Origin of the sequence: Bacillus proteolyticus (assembly GCF_001884065.1) — a bacterium.
Taxonomy (GTDB): domain Bacteria; phylum Bacillota; class Bacilli; order Bacillales; family Bacillaceae_G; genus Bacillus_A; species Bacillus_A proteolyticus.
Genome location: NZ_MACH01000072.1, coordinates 39,084 through 57,282, shown reverse-complemented (window position 1 = coordinate 57,282; position 18,199 = coordinate 39,084). Strand labels below are relative to the sequence as shown.

16 protein-coding genes are annotated in these 18,199 nt (G+C 35.1%); 4 read left to right on the top strand and 12 right to left on the bottom strand.

The window, feature by feature from the left end:
- Positions 1-168: 168 nt before the first annotated feature.
- Both BAQ49_RS11290 and BAQ49_RS11285 read left to right on the top strand, forming a co-directional pair.
- Positions 169-726, top strand: a complete 558-nt coding sequence (locus tag BAQ49_RS11290; RefSeq protein ID WP_000914737.1) for a GNAT family N-acetyltransferase — start codon at positions 169-171, stop codon at positions 724-726.
- A 110-nt stretch (positions 727-836) separates the two neighbouring features.
- Positions 837-956: a YfhE family protein gene (locus BAQ49_RS11285; protein WP_000358484.1), complete on the top strand. Its 120-nt coding sequence runs from the start codon at positions 837-839 to the stop codon at positions 954-956.
- 374 nt (positions 957-1,330) lie between these two features.
- On the opposite strand, the gene BAQ49_RS11280 is transcribed toward BAQ49_RS11285, so the two are convergent.
- From BAQ49_RS11280 to nagE, 12 genes are all read right to left on the bottom strand, one after another.
- Positions 1,331-2,497, bottom strand: coding sequence for a diglucosyl diacylglycerol synthase (locus tag BAQ49_RS11280; protein WP_071745389.1), 1,167 nt, complete (start codon positions 2,495-2,497; stop codon positions 1,331-1,333).
- A gap of 504 nt (positions 2,498-3,001) precedes the next feature.
- Positions 3,002-3,733, bottom strand: coding sequence for a pyruvate formate-lyase-activating protein (gene pflA / locus BAQ49_RS11275; protein WP_071745388.1), 732 nt, complete (start codon positions 3,731-3,733; stop codon positions 3,002-3,004).
- 69 nt (positions 3,734-3,802) lie between these two features.
- Positions 3,803-6,052, bottom strand: coding sequence for a formate C-acetyltransferase (pflB, locus tag BAQ49_RS11270; protein ID WP_071745387.1), 2,250 nt, complete (start codon positions 6,050-6,052; stop codon positions 3,803-3,805).
- Between the two features lie 340 nt (positions 6,053-6,392).
- Positions 6,393-7,937 (bottom strand): glycosyltransferase, encoded by a 1,545-nt coding sequence (locus tag BAQ49_RS11265; protein ID WP_071745386.1) that lies wholly within the window; start codon positions 7,935-7,937, stop codon positions 6,393-6,395.
- Positions 7,930-8,895: a UDP-N-acetyl-alpha-D-glucosaminuronate decarboxylase gene (locus BAQ49_RS11260; RefSeq protein WP_071745385.1), complete on the bottom strand. Its 966-nt coding sequence runs from the start codon at positions 8,893-8,895 to the stop codon at positions 7,930-7,932. Before BAQ49_RS11260 ends, BAQ49_RS11265 begins: the two co-directional genes overlap by 8 nt.
- The gene (locus BAQ49_RS11255; RefSeq protein WP_071745384.1) at positions 8,892-10,136 is read right to left on the bottom strand and encodes a nucleotide sugar dehydrogenase; all 1,245 of its coding nucleotides are present in this window, start codon (positions 10,134-10,136) and stop codon (positions 8,892-8,894) included. Before BAQ49_RS11255 ends, BAQ49_RS11260 begins: the two co-directional genes overlap by 4 nt.
- A complete protein-coding gene (locus BAQ49_RS11250) occupies positions 10,126-11,736 on the bottom strand; it encodes a glycosyltransferase family 2 protein (protein WP_116733448.1) in 1,611 nt (536 codons plus the stop codon). Before BAQ49_RS11250 ends, BAQ49_RS11255 begins: the two co-directional genes overlap by 11 nt.
- A complete protein-coding gene (locus BAQ49_RS11245) occupies positions 11,687-11,881 on the bottom strand; it encodes an LSm family protein (RefSeq protein ID WP_000899472.1) in 195 nt (64 codons plus the stop codon). The genes BAQ49_RS11250 and BAQ49_RS11245 overlap by 50 nt, the downstream gene beginning before the upstream one ends.
- 16 nt (positions 11,882-11,897) lie before the next feature.
- Positions 11,898-12,299 carry an LSm family protein gene (locus BAQ49_RS11240; RefSeq protein ID WP_071745382.1) on the bottom strand — a complete coding sequence of 134 codons (402 nt, stop codon included), beginning with the start codon at positions 12,297-12,299 and terminating at the stop codon, positions 11,898-11,900.
- A gap of 166 nt (positions 12,300-12,465) precedes the next feature.
- Positions 12,466-13,281, bottom strand: a complete 816-nt coding sequence (locus BAQ49_RS11235) for a sugar ABC transporter ATP-binding protein (RefSeq protein WP_071745381.1) — start codon at positions 13,279-13,281, stop codon at positions 12,466-12,468.
- 135 nt (positions 13,282-13,416) lie between these two features.
- Positions 13,417-14,667, bottom strand: a complete 1,251-nt coding sequence (locus BAQ49_RS11230) for a serine hydrolase domain-containing protein (protein ID WP_071745380.1) — start codon at positions 14,665-14,667, stop codon at positions 13,417-13,419.
- A gap of 264 nt (positions 14,668-14,931) precedes the next feature.
- Positions 14,932-16,425: an N-acetylglucosamine-specific PTS transporter subunit IIBC gene (nagE, locus tag BAQ49_RS11225; RefSeq protein ID WP_071745379.1), complete on the bottom strand. Its 1,494-nt coding sequence runs from the start codon at positions 16,423-16,425 to the stop codon at positions 14,932-14,934.
- A 323-nt stretch (positions 16,426-16,748) separates the two neighbouring features.
- Between nagE and glsA the strand changes: the two genes are divergently transcribed.
- Both glsA and BAQ49_RS11215 read left to right on the top strand, forming a co-directional pair.
- Positions 16,749-17,678, top strand: coding sequence for a glutaminase A (gene glsA, locus BAQ49_RS11220; protein ID WP_071745378.1), 930 nt, complete (start codon positions 16,749-16,751; stop codon positions 17,676-17,678).
- 176 nt (positions 17,679-17,854) lie between these two features.
- Complete coding sequence (locus BAQ49_RS11215) at positions 17,855-18,196, top strand: DUF3969 family protein (RefSeq protein ID WP_000766602.1); 342 nt, start codon at positions 17,855-17,857, stop codon at positions 18,194-18,196.
- The last annotated feature ends 3 nt before the right edge of the window (positions 18,197-18,199 follow it).

Here is an 18,199-nt window from a genome sequence, read left to right as displayed (position 1 = left end):
TATCATTTTCAAATTGATGAATGGGGAAGGCAAATGGTGCGCCACCAGCGTTATAAACTGGTTCTAGTGGGTTCGATTCCCACCCCGAAATTTTTTAAAGATTGATATAAAAATTTCGAGGGTGGGGTGCTTTTTCGTCATGCTACCCTCGTGTGAGGAGGAGTTAGTGTGTTGAAAAAACGCGACTTACACGACAGCCACGTTCTATACGAATTAATGGTGGATCCAGCTGTCTTCCCTTTTGTGCGTCAAAAGGCTTATTCTTATGAGGAATATTTATTTTTAACAAAACAAACGATTGAAGCTGAAGAGCGTGGGGAATTAATTTCACGCACAATTTTAGATGAATGGGGTAACCCTATCGGAACAATTACTTTATTTGATGTGCAAGAAAAAGCCGGATTCCTTGGAACATGGCTTGGAAAACCGTACCATGGCAAAGGCTATAATAAATTGGCGAAAGATTCATTTTTTAGCGAACTTTTCTATGAATTAGATATTGAAACAATTTTTATGCGTATTCGCAAAATAAATATTCGTTCTATTAAAGCTGCCGAAAAATTACAATATGTAAATCTAGCAAATGAAACAAGAAAAGCCGTTTATGATGAAATTAATGCAAATGAAGAAGTTTATAACTTATATGAAATTCCAAAAGATCAATATACACTTGCTACAATGCGAGATACAACATTCCAAGATGCTCATCAATTAAAAGAAGCATAGTCTAAATTTTTTGAAATGATAATTATTCAATACTAGTTTGACATATATGTATATCACCCCATGTCTTTGGAAACGATAGATAGTGACTTTAAGACACGAGGTGATTTGTAATGGATAAAAAGAAACGTGACAAAGCGAAAAACACATTATCTAGTACACAAGAAGTTCTTTATCAACGAGAATTTCGAAAAGCAGATCGTGCAGCGGGATATCGCTCAAAAAGTATTTAAAGTGAAACTGAATAATTAGAAGGTTTTCCCCCCTAATTATTCAGTTTCATTGCATAAGATTTTCCAATTAATTAGCAAAAAAGGTTCCTTATTTATAAGGAACCTTTTTTGTGAACAACTTTATCCACAAAATCCATAGAATTGTGCATAAATTCCAAAAATCTTTTGCGAATTCATTTATTTAACTAAACACCAAACACACGAATTGTGGATAATTTTCTAAAAATTGTGGACTATGTGGATATAGTTGTTAATATTCCGATTTTACTGTCTAATGAAAGCGCGATCCTTTGTGGATAAGTTAATAATTCAGGCTTACTTTTGTTACAATAATAAAAAAACCCTCTTTAAAAGTTTAAAAGAGGGGTTTCATATTAAGTAAAAGATTCGGCAAGAGCTGGTGATTTAATAGGTATACGACTCGGCTCTGCATGATTTTCTGCCAAAATTGCATCCACGATATGACCAGCTGGTTCAGGACGATAAATACTTTTCATCGCTTCTTTCATTTGGAGAAGCTTTATATCATCTTGCAATAACGCCTCTGTTTTTGCAAAAACTTCACTATCATCACGGATTACAACTGCAGCCCCTTTTCTTTCAAAATACAACGCATTTTCATTTTCTTGTCCTGGGACAGGCTTATATAAAATGACAGGTACTTGTAATGCTGCTGCTTCGCTTAATGTAATACCACCTGGCTTCGTAATCATACAAGAAGTAACACGGAATAACTCATCAATGTTTTCAACATAACCAAATACTTTTAAAGCATCAGAACTTTGCTCCTGCAGCCCCAATAATTCCTGCTTTAAAGCTTCGTTTTTCCCACAAACGACAACTACTTGTAAGTTTGGTACTGACATAAATGACTGGCATAGTTCTTTTACACTTCCTAGCACACCATGAGCACCTGCTACAATTAGTAAAATCTTTTTATCCTTACATAACTGATATTTATTATATATAATTTCTGGATTGATCTTTAGCTCAAAACTACTACGAATCGGAATCCCGGTTTCAACAATTTGCTCTGCAGGCACACCAATATCAACCATCACTTTTTTCACATGATCGGTTGCTACAAAATAACGATCTACTTCTCGATGGATCCATATTTTATGAACGCAAAAATCTGTTAATACGTTATAAACAGGAATAGAAATACCTATTTGCTTTTTCAATTCTGGTACAGCGATGATTGGAAAGGTATTAATAACAATATCCGGTTTCTCTACCTCTAATAGCAACTTCAAACGCTTTCTTCCAAAATTCGCATACCACGATGCTATTTTTTTATCATAAATTTTCTCTACACCATAATAAAACAAACGATATAATTCTTTTCCTATCGTATAGCTTTTTAAATATAAATATTTTGTAATATCGGTTATAACTGGATGTGATTCTCCAAACAAGTCGCATACAATTACATCTTTGATTCCTTTTTGGCGAAAGGTTTGTTCTAATGTTTTCGCTACTTGCACATGACCGTTACCGTAATGTGCAGTTAATATTAAAACCTTGGGGTTTTTTATCAAACAAATCCACTCCTAGCTTTTTGTTTCTCCATATTGCATATACGACAATAGGAAAAACATTTTCCTTAAACATTACATACTCGGATTCCAATATTCCCCTGTTAGCTATGTACCTGTCGTGGATATGCAAAGCATATAAGATTGACCCCTTAATCCTATCTGTGCTCATATCTTTACATTATACTTTCCTATAAGAGCTTTCGCAATAACTTACAAATGTTCTATATTCCATGATACTCACTCTTTTACTTCTTAATTCTTTTTACTATTTTGATTTCCCTTTACAATTATGTAAATTTCTCCGCTTACTCTTTACAAAAATATGGATATTCTTTCTTCAGTATACTCTGTTCTGAATATATACTCTAGATTTTATTATAAAGTGAAACTTTAATCAGTGGGGGTTTTATTCATCCCCCACTGATTATTAGCCTTCACCAATCGGGCGTTTACTGTCCACAAATAGCGGGATAAAGAAACAAAAAGTCTAATCCAATATTTGGATTAGACTGCTTTTAAAATATGTTTCGCATGCTCAACATTTTCTTCTGTCGGTGGATTCACATCCGCAAGTGGATACTTATGTCCAAGTGCCTCCCATTTATAAACACCAAGTTTATGGTATGGTAACACTTCCACTTTCTTAACATTCGATAGACTTTGAATAAAGCTTGATAATTTTTGCAGATCCTCTTCACCATCGGTAACACCAGGAACCAATACATGTCTTACCCAAATTGGTTTCTTTTTATCCGATAAATAACGAGCAAATTGTAAAATGTGTTCATTTGGTTTCCCTGTTAATTTACGATGTTTCTTTGAATCAATATGCTTCAAATCCAATAAAACTAAATCTGTATAATCCATTAAAATATCTAGCTTATTTTGGAATTCTGGTTCTTCAGAATAACAACCGCCAGAAGAATCGATCGTTGTATGGATACCATATTCTTTACACTTTTTAAACAACTCAATCAAGAAGTCTAGCTGTAATAGTGGCTCTCCACCGCTAACTGTTATACCGCCTCCAGAAGCTTCAATAAATGGAAGGTAACATGTCACATCCTGCATCACTTCTTCAACTGTTATTTCTTTACCTTTACCGATTTCCCACGTATCAGCATTATGACAATATTGACAACGTAATAAACACCCTTGTGTAAATATGACATAACGAATCCCTGGGCCATCAACAGTACCACAAGACTCTACAGAATGTATTCTTCCTTTTACCATGTTACTTCCTCCTTTATTGAAACAGCCTCCCCCCGCTATATATTAAAAGCGGAGGGACACTTTTTTCACTTACATGCTTTCATGCATTGTACGGTTAATTACATCAATTTGTTGTTCACGAGTTAATTTAATAAAGTTAACAGCGTAACCAGATACACGAATTGTTAATTGTGGATATTTTTCAGGGTGCTCCATTGCATCCATTAATGTTTCACGATTAAATACGTTAATATTTAAGTGATGTCCTTCTTTTATTGCATATCCATCAAGCATAGATACTAAGTTGCGTACTTGTACATCATCTTCTTTACCAAGTGCTTTTGGAATGATAGAGAATGTATTAGAAATACCGTCTTGTGCATCTTCATATGGTAATTTAGCTACAGATAATAGTGACGCTAATGCACCTTTTGTATCACGTCCATGCATTGGGTTTGCGCCCGGTGCAAATGGTTCTCCAGTACGACGTCCATCTGGAGTGTTACCAGTTTTCTTACCATATACAACGTTAGATGTGATTGTTAAGATTGACATTGTATGAACAGAATTACGGTATGTTTTATGTTTGCGAAGCTTGTTCATAAATGTTTTCACAAGATTTACTGCGATTTCATCTACACGATCATCATTGTTACCGTATTTAGGGAAATCTCCCTCAATTTCGAAATCAACTGCAATACCATTTTCATCACGAATTGGTTTTACTTTTGCGTATTTAATTGCACTTAAAGAGTCTGCTACTACAGATAATCCAGCGATACCTGTTGCCATTGTACGAAGAACATTTGTATCATGAAGTGCCATTTCAATACGTTCATAGCTATATTTATCGTGCATATAGTGAATTACATTTAATGTATTTAAATATAGACCAGCTAACCATTCCATTGTCATATCGAATTTATGCATAACTTCTTCATAATCTAATATTTCAGAAGTAATTGGTGCGTATTCAGGACCAACTTGTGCTTTTGACTTTTCATCTTTACCACCGTTAACCGCATATAGTAATGCTTTCGCTAAGTTTGCACGTGCTCCGAAGAACTGCATTTGTTTACCAATTCTCATTGCAGATACACAACAAGCAATACCGTAGTCATCGCCGTAATCAGGACGCATAATGTCATCATTTTCATATTGAATTGCTGATGTTTTAATAGACATTTTCGCACAGTAGTTTTTAAAGTTTTGCGGTAACTGTTTGGACCAAAGAACTGTTAAGTTTGGTTCTGGAGCCGGTCCTAAATTATCTAATGTATGCAAGAATCGGAATGAGTTTTTTGTTACTAACGGACGACCGTCTAACGCCATACCACCGATAGATTCAGTTACCCAAGTTGGATCACCAGAGAATAGTTCATTGTAATCAGGTGTTCTTGCAAATTTCACAAGACGTAATTTCATAATGAAATGGTCCACAATTTCTTGTGCTGCTTCTTCTGTTAAAGTACCATTTGCTAAATCTCTTTCAATGTAAACATCTAAGAATGTAGATGTACGTCCAAGACTCATTGCTGCCCCGTTTTGCTCTTTAATTGCTGCAAGGTAAGCAAAGTATAACCATTGGAAAGCCTCTTGTGCATTTGTAGCTGGCTTAGAAATATCGAATCCATGAGAAGCAGCCATCTGTTTTAACTCTTGAAGTGCACGCATTTGCTCAGATAATTCTTCGCGTAAACGCATTGTCTCTTCGCTCATTACACCGCCAGTTAAATTAAAATCAGCTTTTTTCGCTTCAATTAAACGATCTATACCGTACAATGCTACGCGGCGATAGTCACCGATAATACGTCCACGTCCATATGCATCTGGAAGACCAGTAATAACACCTGATTTACGAGCCGCTTTCATTTCTGGTGTGTATGCATCAAATACACCTTGATTATGAGTTTTACGCCAGTCTCTGAAAATACTGCTAAGTTCTTTATCCATTTCATATCCATACGCTTCACAAGCTTGTTCCGCCATACGAATACCACCATATGGTTGTAAAGAACGTTTAAATGGTTTATCAGTTTGGAAACCGACCACTTTTTCAATATCTTTATTTAAATATCCTGGTTCATGTGATGTAATAGAAGAAACAATTTTTGTATCCATATCAAGAACGCCACCGTTTTCACGTTCCTTTGTTGTTAAATCCATTACTTGATCCCAAAGTTTTTTCGTTTCTTCAGTTGCTTCCGCTAAGAAAGAGTCTTCTCCCTCGTAAACGTTTACATTATTTAAAATGAAATCGCGAACATCAATCTCTGCTTTCCATTTTTCACCTTTAAAGTTTTCCCACGCGTTTTTTACATTTTCTAATACTTGAGTCATCCTAATCTCCTCCATTTTTGATTAGTACAGGACTACGTTTTTTTATATAACAGCTTACACACTTAGAATACTACTTTTTTTCGAAAGTGGACGAAATAGTTGTGACATGTTTGTGAAATGTTGAGCAAATAACTACATACATAGTGTTAACCTCATGCAAAACTCTTTAGAATTAACCCTTTCTTTAATTGTATTTTTTTGGTATCCTTATATACGAGTCCTATTTTGTAATATAAAAACGATACCCATTGTAGAGCTGTAATACTCTTATCTCCTAATCTGTTATAGTTTTTATAACGGAACAAAAAAGTGTACATATGTTGTACACTTTTTTTGTTACCTATAAAACATCTCTTTTTCTATTTCCATCATAGAATCCACCACGACCGCCCTTTAATGCGATTAATTGCTCTACCCCTTCTATATGATCACCTATAATTCGCAAGACAGCTGGAGGATGACCTATTTTTGCAAAATGTTCACTAAGGCGAATACGGTTCATCTTATCGACCTCAACACGACTTACACATGCGATTTCGAATCCTGAAAGAATAGCTTTCACTTGCGCTACGCAAGGTGACAGTAAAGATCTATATCCAATTGATTTCAAACACGACCTGCTAAACGCATTAGGTACAGCAATAAGAGAGCCTACACCTAAATCTTTTCGATTACAAGCTACATTTAATGCATATTTAAATGCAGTTACAAAATGCAGTGGTACTCTCAAATCTAAATAATGATTTAAATCATTTAATGCGACATCTGTTCCATCTGCAATTGCTTTTGCAAAGGGATATAGCTCACTAGCAGGAATAACAAAATCGCCGTCTATAAATAACACAATTTCTCCTTTTGCAAAATAAGTTCCAAGCGAACGCCCCACATCGTTTCCAAGTGCTTCTTTATATACAATTGTTGTTGCTCCCTTGTCTTTTGCAATTGTTGCCGTTTTATCGGATGAACCATTTACAACAACGATGATTTCAAAAGGTTCAATTTTACGAAGCTCTTCTATAACGTTCCCAATTGTTTTCTCTTCATCTTGTACAGGAATAATTACCGATAATTGCTCTCCTTTATACAAATTAGATGTAACGCCCCATCCTTGAGAAAATCCTTCAAAATTTAAAGTATGATAGACACTCTCTCTTTTCCTATTCCCATCATAATATCCTCCGCGCTCATCGCTGCCTACTATCCGCTCTGCTACAGCTTCTATATGATCACCTATCATTCTTTTTTCAGATTGAGAAAGATCCGTGCCATATGCAGCATGCTCGAGTGGACGAAATTTATTCGGCGTAATAACGTCAATTGCACAATGACGACTAATTTTCCATTTACTTTGTGCTAAGCGTAAATGAGCCACAATAGGATTAACAAAACATTCATATCCAATACTTTGAGCGACTTCTTTCGTCAACGCATGGGGTACAGATAATAAAGAATCAATTTTTAATTCTTCGCGCTCTAACATTGCATTTAATATTTGGCGCCATACTGTAATAGAATGTGGTTTTTGATTCTTTAAAAATAATGCGTCCAAATTATTTAAAGCGATATCCGCCTGATCATGCAAAATCGGATTAAGGAATAATTGTAATTTTGAAGTTTGAATAGCAAAATCACCATCTACAAACAGTAATACATCACCTATCGCATGTTTCGCACCAACTGCACGTCCAACGTCGTTACCAAGTGACTCTTTATACTGGATTACTGTACATCCTAAGCTCTCAGCAATCGCTTCTGTGCCATCATTACAACCATTTGCTACTACAATAATCTCTACTGGATTTAGTGGTTTTACCGATTGAATCACATCTGAAATCGTATCCACTTCATTACATACAGGAATAATAACCGATAATGACTTAGCCATTGTTTTCTTCACGAAACCATTTAATAGTTTCTTTCAATCCCTGTTCCCACGTTACTGTCGCTTGAAATTGAACAAGTTCTCTTAATTTTGTTACGTCTGGTCTTCTATTTGGAATTTCCTCAAAACCATGTGGGTATACTTCTTCAAAAGGAACATGTACAATTTTCGAAGAAGAATTCGTTAGTTCTTTAATTACTTCTGCTACTTCTTTAATATTTTTTTCATTCTCAGAACCTATATTAATAATTTCACCATTTACATTCTCACCCATTGCGCGAATTGTTGCCTCGACCGCATCACTTACATACGTAAAGCAACGTGTCTGCTTTCCATCTCCATACACGAGAATATCATCACCTTGCAAAGCCGCACGAATAAATCGTGGTATTACTCCTGCATACGGACCATCTTTCGCTCTTGGACCATAAATATTAAAATAACGAACAATCGTTACAGGTAAACCTTCTAATGCGTATCCTAAACATAATGTCTCTTCTAACGTTTTACAAACTGCATAACTCCAGCGTATTTTAGAAGTTGCACCGTATAAACGATCTCCTTCTTCAAAGAATGGCGGCTCTCCCTTTCCATATACTTCAGAAGTAGATGCAAATACTACTTTCTTCTTCCCTTTTAACGCTGCTTGCAAAATGTTTCTCGTCCCATCAAAATTTGTTTCAATAAGCTCTACACTTTTTTCCATTGTCGTTTTAACACCTAATATTGCCGCTAAATGAAATACTACATCATGTTGATTTACTAATTCATAAATAGAACTTTTATCCAAAACACTTATTGGAATAACCCGAATTTCTTTCATTAATTCATCATGATATTTATTTTTCCCTTTATAGAAGTTATCCACAATCGTGACTTCATAACCTCTTTTCACCAATTCTTCAGCTAGATGCGACCCAATGAATCCTGCTCCACCTGTAATCAAACATTTCTTACTCATACACTCACCTTCTTTATAATTCCACGTGTATCTATTAATCGCTCAATGCCTTTAAATAGATTCCAATCGATATTAGAGTGATCCGTTACAATTAAAATACAATCCGCTTGTTTAATTCTTTGTTCATCTAATGGGACGGATTGATATAGTGTATCTCCAATTTTCGCTGTAGAAATATACGGATCATGATATTCTATCTTGTATCCTTCTTTTATTAATAATTGAATAATTGGCAACGCTGGTGATTCTCTCAAATCATTTACATCTTTCTTATATGCAATTCCTACAATTAAAATCGTTGCTGGTGATTGCACCACACCTTTTACTTTCCCGATTATTTTCTCTGGCATTTCTTCATTAATTACATGTGCTACCTCAATTAATTGACTAATTGCTCCAGCCTTTCTTATTCTCCATTGAAAATACAAAGGATCTACCGGGATACAATGTCCCCCTATTCCTGGTCCTGGCCAATACGGAGTAAATCCAAACGGTTTTGTAGATGCAGCTTCAAGCGCCTCATAAAAATTAATATTCAAACTTTCACAAAGTATATTTAACTCATTTACTAATGAAATATTAACTAAGCGCTGAATATTTTCAAATAGCTTACACATCTCGGCTACTTTCGGAGAGCTAACTGGAACGACTACATCAAATATAGTGCTATACAAATCCTGTACTTTTTGTTTACACTGCTCGGTTTGTCCACTAATAACTTTCGGAATTGTTTCGACTGAATACTGGCTATTCGCTGGATCAATTCGCTCTGGAGAATACCCAATATAATAATCTTCTCCTACCTTTTTACCTGTTTGAGAAATAATAGGAATGATAACTTCTTCCAGTGTACCTGGATATGTGGAGCTTTCAAAAATGAAGGTTTGTCCTTTTTGAAGGTGTTGTTGTATATAATAAGAGGCTGAAACGAGGGCACTTAAATCGGGTTCTTTATTCTCATTAATTGGCGTTGGCACAGTCACAATAACATACTCACTATTTTGGAACTCCGTAACACCTTTATCTGGTGTATTTACTATTAATTTTCTCTCGTTCAATAAATTTTGTAATACGTTAGAAGAAACATCAGGAATATAACTTTCTCCTTTGATTATTAATTCTATCTTCCTAGTATCTTTATCTAATCCAAGTACAGCATGTCCTCTTTCTGCAAAAAGGACAGCCAAAGGAAGGCCGACATATCCTAATCCAATAATAGTTACTTTACTACTAGCATCCATCTATATTTTCTTCTTCCTTTCTCAATTGTTGAATTATATCTCTATCCCGCTCTCCATCTGTAAATCCTCCGCGTTCGTCCGTATATTGTAATAAATACGCAATCGCCTCAAGCTGATCACCAAAAATACGGTCAAATGCTGGAATACGTCCATTTACAAACCCATGTTGCTCTGGGCGTACTCGATTTGTTTTTATAACATCTACAAATTCCACTGCTGTAATAGAACATTCTTCTAAAATAGCTTTCATTTGAGCTAATGGGGGAATGATAAGAGAATCATATCCAATTTTCTCTATTACCTTTTTACGCATAGCATGTGGTACTGCCGTTAACGAGTTGTTCCATAAGTCTGGTCGTTTTGCTACCAAATTCACGAAATATTTCCCCATACTAATTGGATCTGCCGGATGAAACATATCTAACAAACATTGTAAATCATTTAACGCCACATCATTCCCGTCTTCAATAGCATGCAAAAATGGAATTAGTTTTTTTGCCGGAATAGCAAAGTCACCATCAACAAATAAACAAATATCTGCCGTAGCATGCATAGCCCCTATCGCTCGTGCTACATTATGTCCAAGCGCCTTCGTGAATTCAACTACAATAACATTCTCTAACTTTGCTTGTTTAATCGTCTCACCATCTGCTCCATTTGCAACAACTATAATTTCATCTACACCTGCTTTTTTCACTTCTTGTATAACAGATCTTATAGTCATTTTTTCTTCTGACACTGGTATAATCGCACTATATTTCGCCTGTTCCTTCTTTAATAAAACTGGTTTATACTTCCCTATAAACTCTCTATCCCTGTTTCCCTCCGAAAAACCGCCACGTTTACCATATGTTTCGATTACATATTGCAAAGCACGTAAATGATCACCCATAATACGACTAGTCGCTTTCGGATAAGGAGAACCTGGTGATGTACCAGTATGCACAGGACGAACTTTATTTGTGTGAATTACATCGACCGAAGCCATATCAACAATATCTACTCCTCTAGACATCGCCATCGCTTGAAATAATGCTGGATCTGCTAAATTCCACCATCCAAGCCTCTCGATAACTTCTCTACTCATCGCATGTGGAATTGCGATTAATGATCCGACAACAAGCTCTTTTTTATTCAAATAACGATTCAACATACATTTTCCAACTGTCGTATAATGTGGTCTCACCTTTAAATACACAGACCATGTTAAATTATTCACAACAATTTGATGCCCCCGCTGGATTCCTTTCACGAAACGTTGTAGCTCTATATTATCAATAACGATATCACCATCTAAAAATAATACGATGTCACCATTTGCTTCTCTAGCTCCAATTGCCCTTCCAACATCATTGCCAAGAGAATGTTTATAATAAATCACGCGGCAATGATGTTGGAAGGCTATTTCTTTTGTCTCATCTGTCGATCCATTATCTACTACGATAATTTCATAAGGCTCGAGCTTCTCCACTTCTACTAAGACTTGTGATAAAGTACTTGCTTCATTATGCACCGGAATAACAACTGATACTTTCATACTTGCATCACTCTTACCCTTCCAAGCGAACATAAGAAATAATAGGAATACGTACAAGTACATCTTCCGGTGGTCCATAAGAAGGAGAAGTACGAACACTTACTGCCCCGTCCGTCACAGATAAAAGAATACCTGCAACGATTTCTACAGCTGTCACAACTTGCACTAACTCACCAACATGGTTACGCAATTCATCAGTAAATAACATATATAAGTCTCCTTTCTTACACTTCTTTAATTGATATAATACTTGTAAATGGTAATAAAACTTCAGTTCCTATTCCTTCTTGCAGCGTTAAGAAATCGTCACCAACTGCTACAATGACACCCGTTAACTGTCCAACTGTCACAGTAATTTCGACGTTTTTACCTAAATATTGCTTTGCAATTTCTTTAAATGGTGATGTATTACATTCTTTTAAAATGTTACAAATAATAGATTGGAATTGACTTGATTCTATAAAATCTTCCGTAGCTTGCTTAGAATTTCTTTGAATAAACCTTGCGAAGTTTTGCGAAAATAAAAGTCGTTCCACAGCAGGCAATAACTTATTATCTAAAAAATAATCTAATTGTCTATTAAACAATCTCGATAACTTTTTCCAATACTTACCGAACAGACACATACACTTCTCCTCCTATTATTTTTAAATTATAAAAATACATCCATACATCTTAATGTATACAAAACAAACTTTTTTGTGATAGGTAAGACATACATTTTTCAACGAAACAATATGTTCTAATCACATAAAAAAGATAGATGGTATCCCATCTATCTTTATATATATTTTAATTTTTAATTGTAACTATCGCAGAGACACTATAATAAACTGCTCGTGGTAATTCTGCCTGTTCACTTATATAAGCTGTAACAAGTGAACCACCACTTGCCGAGAAATACTTAGCAGCTTCTAACGGAATACCATCTTCTTTCACATCAATATGCGTGCCATCTCGCCAGTCTATTTTCTGCATTGTTGCTGAAAGGTCTCCAGTCACTTTACCCAATTCTTTACCATTCACCCCTAAAAAGATCCATTCCCACTTTGTTAAACTTAGTACTTGTTTCAACTCTCCAATTTTCTTTCCATCTACATCAGAAAAAATATAGAAATTACGTACTCCCATCTTCTTTTGAACACGCAACAATCTTTCTCCCGAGTGATTATATAAATAAAATTGTTGCTTATGTAGTCCCTTAAAAAGAAAAGAAAGTACAGCTTGCCATACACGTTGAATAACAAAATCATACTCTTCTTTTAAAAAACCTACTGTATTTCCATCTAATCCAAAGTACGTTATTACTTGAAATACCCCTACCTCTTTGCGAACAACAAATTTTTGTTGCTCAAATAATTCAGAAGTCTCTATATTATAATTTTCCTGTTTAAGCATTTTTGATCTTCGTTTTTCCGTAAAGCTATATATTAATAATCCAAATGCTGGTAGTACAACACCTATTAATTTTAGATTTTCTTTCTCCGAAGTGAATAGCATCCCTTTGTTATATTCCATCACTAATACAATTGCGACGATAATCCATACAATGACAGATACAAAGAAAATTCGTTTCGCATTACGTGCGTGATGCTTATGTATACTCATATCCCTCCCCCTTTTCCATTTATCCCGCATTAACGGGCAGTAAGACCCCCACTAATTAAAGTTTCACTTTATTTCATTATCCCATTGCACATACACTTCCTCAATAAAAAAAGACTATCCAAAAGGGATAGTCTTTTACACTTCAATATTTCGTAACATCGTATAAATATCGTTATTCACTTTACCAAACGATTTAATGTTATTTTGAATGTTAGATAATAAAACAACATATACACTACCATTTTTACTAAATCCATTTAAGCAATTCCAACCTGGCATTACACCATGATTTGAATAACTGCCCGGATCAACATACCAGCCAAATCCGTAATCTTTTTTGACGGCAGTAAACATTTGATTATAACTCTCTTTTGAAATTAATTTTCCAGAGAATAGTGCTTCATTAAATAAATATAAATCATGTGCGCTCGTATATATATCACCACAACCATATAGTTGTGACATGCTCGGAATGTTAGGTGTTGTCATATTATTATTTACTATTTTATAACCCGTTGATGGGAATCTTGTTTGTTCTAACGCTTTACCAAAACCAGAATGCTTCATACCAGCAATAGCAAAAATATGTTGTTCAATATATTCTTCTAATGGTTGTCCACTTACCTTTTCGGCAATGTAGGCAAGTATAGAGTAGTTCGAATCTGAATACTTCCATTTCTCTCCTGGGCCTGCAATACGCTTTTGATTGCCTATCCGCTTTATCAGTTCCTCATGAGAAATATCCTCTGTTCCCTGCTCATATTCCGGAATCCCTGATGTATGTGTTAATAGATGTTTTAGTTGAATGCTATTACCTTGAGGGAAATCTGGAATATACTTTGCAATCGTATCCTCTACCTGTAATTTATTTTGATCTTTGAGTTGCATAATAGTAGTCGCTACAAATGCCTTTGAAATAGAGCCAATATAAAAGGTCGTTTCTGAATTATTCGGTACTTGCTTCTCTTTGTTCGCCATACCGTATCCTTTATTCAAAAGAACTTTTCCGTTCTTCACAATAACAGCTGTCCCACTAAATCCTGTGTTTTGTAAATATTGATCCAATTGAGCGTTTTCATTAATTTCTTGAGGCGGCCCTTCAGCAGGTTTCTCTATAACTTGCGCCTGCTTTATCTGTTCTTCCTGTTCTTTTTGTTTTCTTTGTTTTTCAGCTTCTTGTCTTTTCATTTCTTCTTGCTTTTTTATCTCTTCTTGCTTCTTCATTTCTGCTACTGCTTTTAAAGTTTCCTCTTTTTTATTATGCGCAACAATTTTTGTATACATGAAATATACAAGTGAACATAGTAGGACGAGAATGATTGTTCTTTTTATGTATACAAACGGACGACGTACTTTCCCACTAACAGTATTTTTTTCCTGATCCATGATTACCCTTTTCCCCTTATTTACCGATAATTTAATTCATCTACACAAGACTTTTTTCAAATCATTTCAGTAGATTATAGACACTCCATTCTATGTCATCCCTACTTTATCACGCGCTGAACATATTACCAACCTATATGTATAAAAAAGAAAAAGAAAATTTACAAAAGTAAGATTCCCTTTAAAATTTCAACATAATAAAAGAGGATATCCTGTAAAAGACTGGTGTTATCAATCTTTTTGGATATCCTCTTATCTAACTATTTATACGTGTTTTTTCATATCATCGGCAACAGATTCAACATTTGTACCCACGATAACTTGTACACTTGTGTTACTTAATTTCATAACACCTTTTGCACCAGCACGTTTTAATGCTGCTTCATTTACTTGACCAGCATCTTTCACTTGTAAGCGTAGACGTGTTGCACAGTTATCAATAACTGTTAAGTTTTCTTTTCCACCTAAAGCTGCTACGTAAGTTTCACCAATTGAACCTGCAACTGGTGCATCACCCTCTTCAGCTAACTCATCGTCATCTTCACGACCAGGAGTTTTTAAATCGAACTTCTTAATTAAGAAGTAGAATACTACGAAGTAAATTGCTGCGTAAATTAAACCGATTCCCGCTAGCAATACTGGTTTTGTTGCAATGCCAAAGTTTAAAACGTAATCGATTGCACCGGCACTAAATGAGAAGCCATCGTGAATGCCAAGTGTTGTTGTAATGAATAAAGAAAGACCTGTTAATACTGCATGAATACCGTATAATACTGGTGATAAGAACATGAATGAGAATTCAATCGGTTCTGTAATACCAGTTAAGAATGAAGTTAATGCTAGACCACCTAACATACCTGTAACCATTTTACGCTTCTCTGGTTTAGCAGCCGCAATCATTGCGAAACACGCTGCTGGTAAACCGAACATCATGATTGGGAAGAAACCAGTCATGAACATACCTGCTGATGGATCTTTTGCAAAGAAGCGTGCAATATCACCATGAACGATATCACCAGCTGCATTTGTAAAGTCACCAAGTACAAACCAGAAGTATGTGTTCATTACATGGTGTAAACCGATTGGGATTAATAAACGGTTTAATAATCCGAATAAACCAGCACCAACTGACCCTAAGTTCACGATGCCGTGTGCTACCGCATCAATACCACTTTGAATTGTTGGCCAAATTTGACCGAATACTAATCCTAAAAGAAGCATTACAATAGAAGTAATGATTGGTACGAAACGTTTCCCCGCAAAGAAACCTAACCATTCTGGTAATTTAATCTTATGGAATTTGTTATATAGTAATCCAGCAACAACCCCAGCAATAATACCACCAAGTATGGCCATATTTATTTTTGGCGTTAACGCCGCTGCTTTTGAAACTTTTGTCATTGTATCTGCTAATTTAGTTGGATCTACTGAACCTACTAAATCCTGAACACTTTTTAATTTATCATTCAGCTCCGCTGCTGAATATGCCTTACTTAGAGCGTTCGTTGTATTTTGTAAAACAAGATATCCGATTGCCCCAGCAAGTCCTGCTGCTCCACTACCATCAATAGACAAACCGATTGCAACACCAATTGCAAAAATAAGTGCTAAATTATCAAAAATTGCTGCACCGGCCTGTGCCATAACAGGAATATTAAATACGTCTTCTTGTCCTAAACGAAGCAATAATCCTGCTGCTGGTAGTACGGCGATTGGAAGCATTAACGCTTTACCAATACGTTGTAAAAACTGCAACATTTTAATTCCCCCTATCAAATTTATGAAATCGTTATCATTATAAGTACGCCTTAGAAAACGCTTTCTATTACATAATCATAATAACATATAGTTGTATAGATGTGTAGTTTTTATTTTCGAACTTTTTATGGATAAGTTTTCTATTTCCAAACTGTTATATAAAAGGGAAATTCTCCTTGTTAGCTACACAATATACAGACAAAAAAACTTATTATAGCACAAATAACTTTCGTTTTATCATTCCACTTTTTCATGTTATTATTTATTTCTGAGCATATCGGGAAAAGTAAACTTAGTTAATTCGAAATAGGAGCGTTGGTACTATGCAGTGCATTGAAACAAACAACTTACAACAGTTGTTAGAACAAGTAAAACCATATACGAAAAAAGGAAAGCTTGCTACTTATATCCCCGAACTAGGAAATGCAAATCCAGATGATTTAGGGATTGCCATTTTCCATAAAGAAACAGAATATATCCATGCTGGCAACTCACAAACACTATTTACTCTTCAAAGTATTTCCAAAGTAATTACACTTGCACTTGCCCTTTTAGATCGTGGTGAAGAATATGTATTTTCTAAAGTTGGAATGGAGCCAACTGGTGATCCTTTTAATTCTATTATTAAGTTAGAAACGACAAGTCCTTCCAAACCTCTTAATCCAATGATTAATGCAGGTGCACTAGCTATTACAAGCATGTTGGCAGGAAAAAATAACGAAGAAAAAATGGAGCGTATTCTTCATTTTGCACGTGAAATAACAGATAATCCTACAATTAACTATTCTTCTAAAGTTGCCAATTCAGAATTAGAGACTGCTTACTTAAACCGTTCACTTTGTTACTATATGAAACAAAACGGCATTATAGATTGTGACATTGAAGAACTTATGGATTTATACACTCGTCAATGTGCAGTTGAAGTAAATTGTATCGATTTAGCACGTATTGGCTTAATTTTTGCAATGGATGGCTACGATCCATACAAGAAAAAACAAATTATCCCTAAACATATTACAAAAATTTGTAAAACATTTATGGTTACTTGCGGGATGTATAATGAATCTGGTGAATTTGCAATTCGCGTTGGAATCCCTGCAAAAAGTGGTGTAGCGGGCGGTATTTTCGGCTGCGTAAAAGGCGAAATGGGAATCGGCATTTTCGGACCCGCTTTAGATGCAAACGGAAATAGTATCGCTGGTTTTAAAATTCTTGAATTACTTTCTGCCCAAGAAGGCTGGAGTATATTTTAATTTCGGAAGTTATCCTGCTATACTAGCAGGATTTTTTATTTCACGAAAAATTTAGTTTCACCAATCATTAATAACAAAATAAAAACAATAATGAAAGTTTCGCTTTATTATGCATATTTGCTCCCCCCTCCTGAATAATATAGTACAACCTAACGCTATATGTGGAGGTGTAAAAGATGAAACTGATATTTCAAATGGAAAAACAACCTGTTCTTGAAAAAACAATTCTTCTTTTTATATTGAGTATTGTAGAAAGCTTGAAGTTAAAAGTTGTTTCACTCGATGAAGCTCACCGATACATATTCAATTTAGAGGTGCTTGAATTATTAATGGATCGGAACATCGATGATCAAGTACTAGAGCTTATTCATTTCGGAATGGGACTTGAAGACATTCATCATGTGCTTCCTGAAGAACTTGAGCATACTATCGAAGAATTAAAGTGGCTTTGCATCCAAGTATTAAGTGAGTACAGTATGCATGAAGAATCGGAACAATTAATTGAAGATATACGTTAAAAA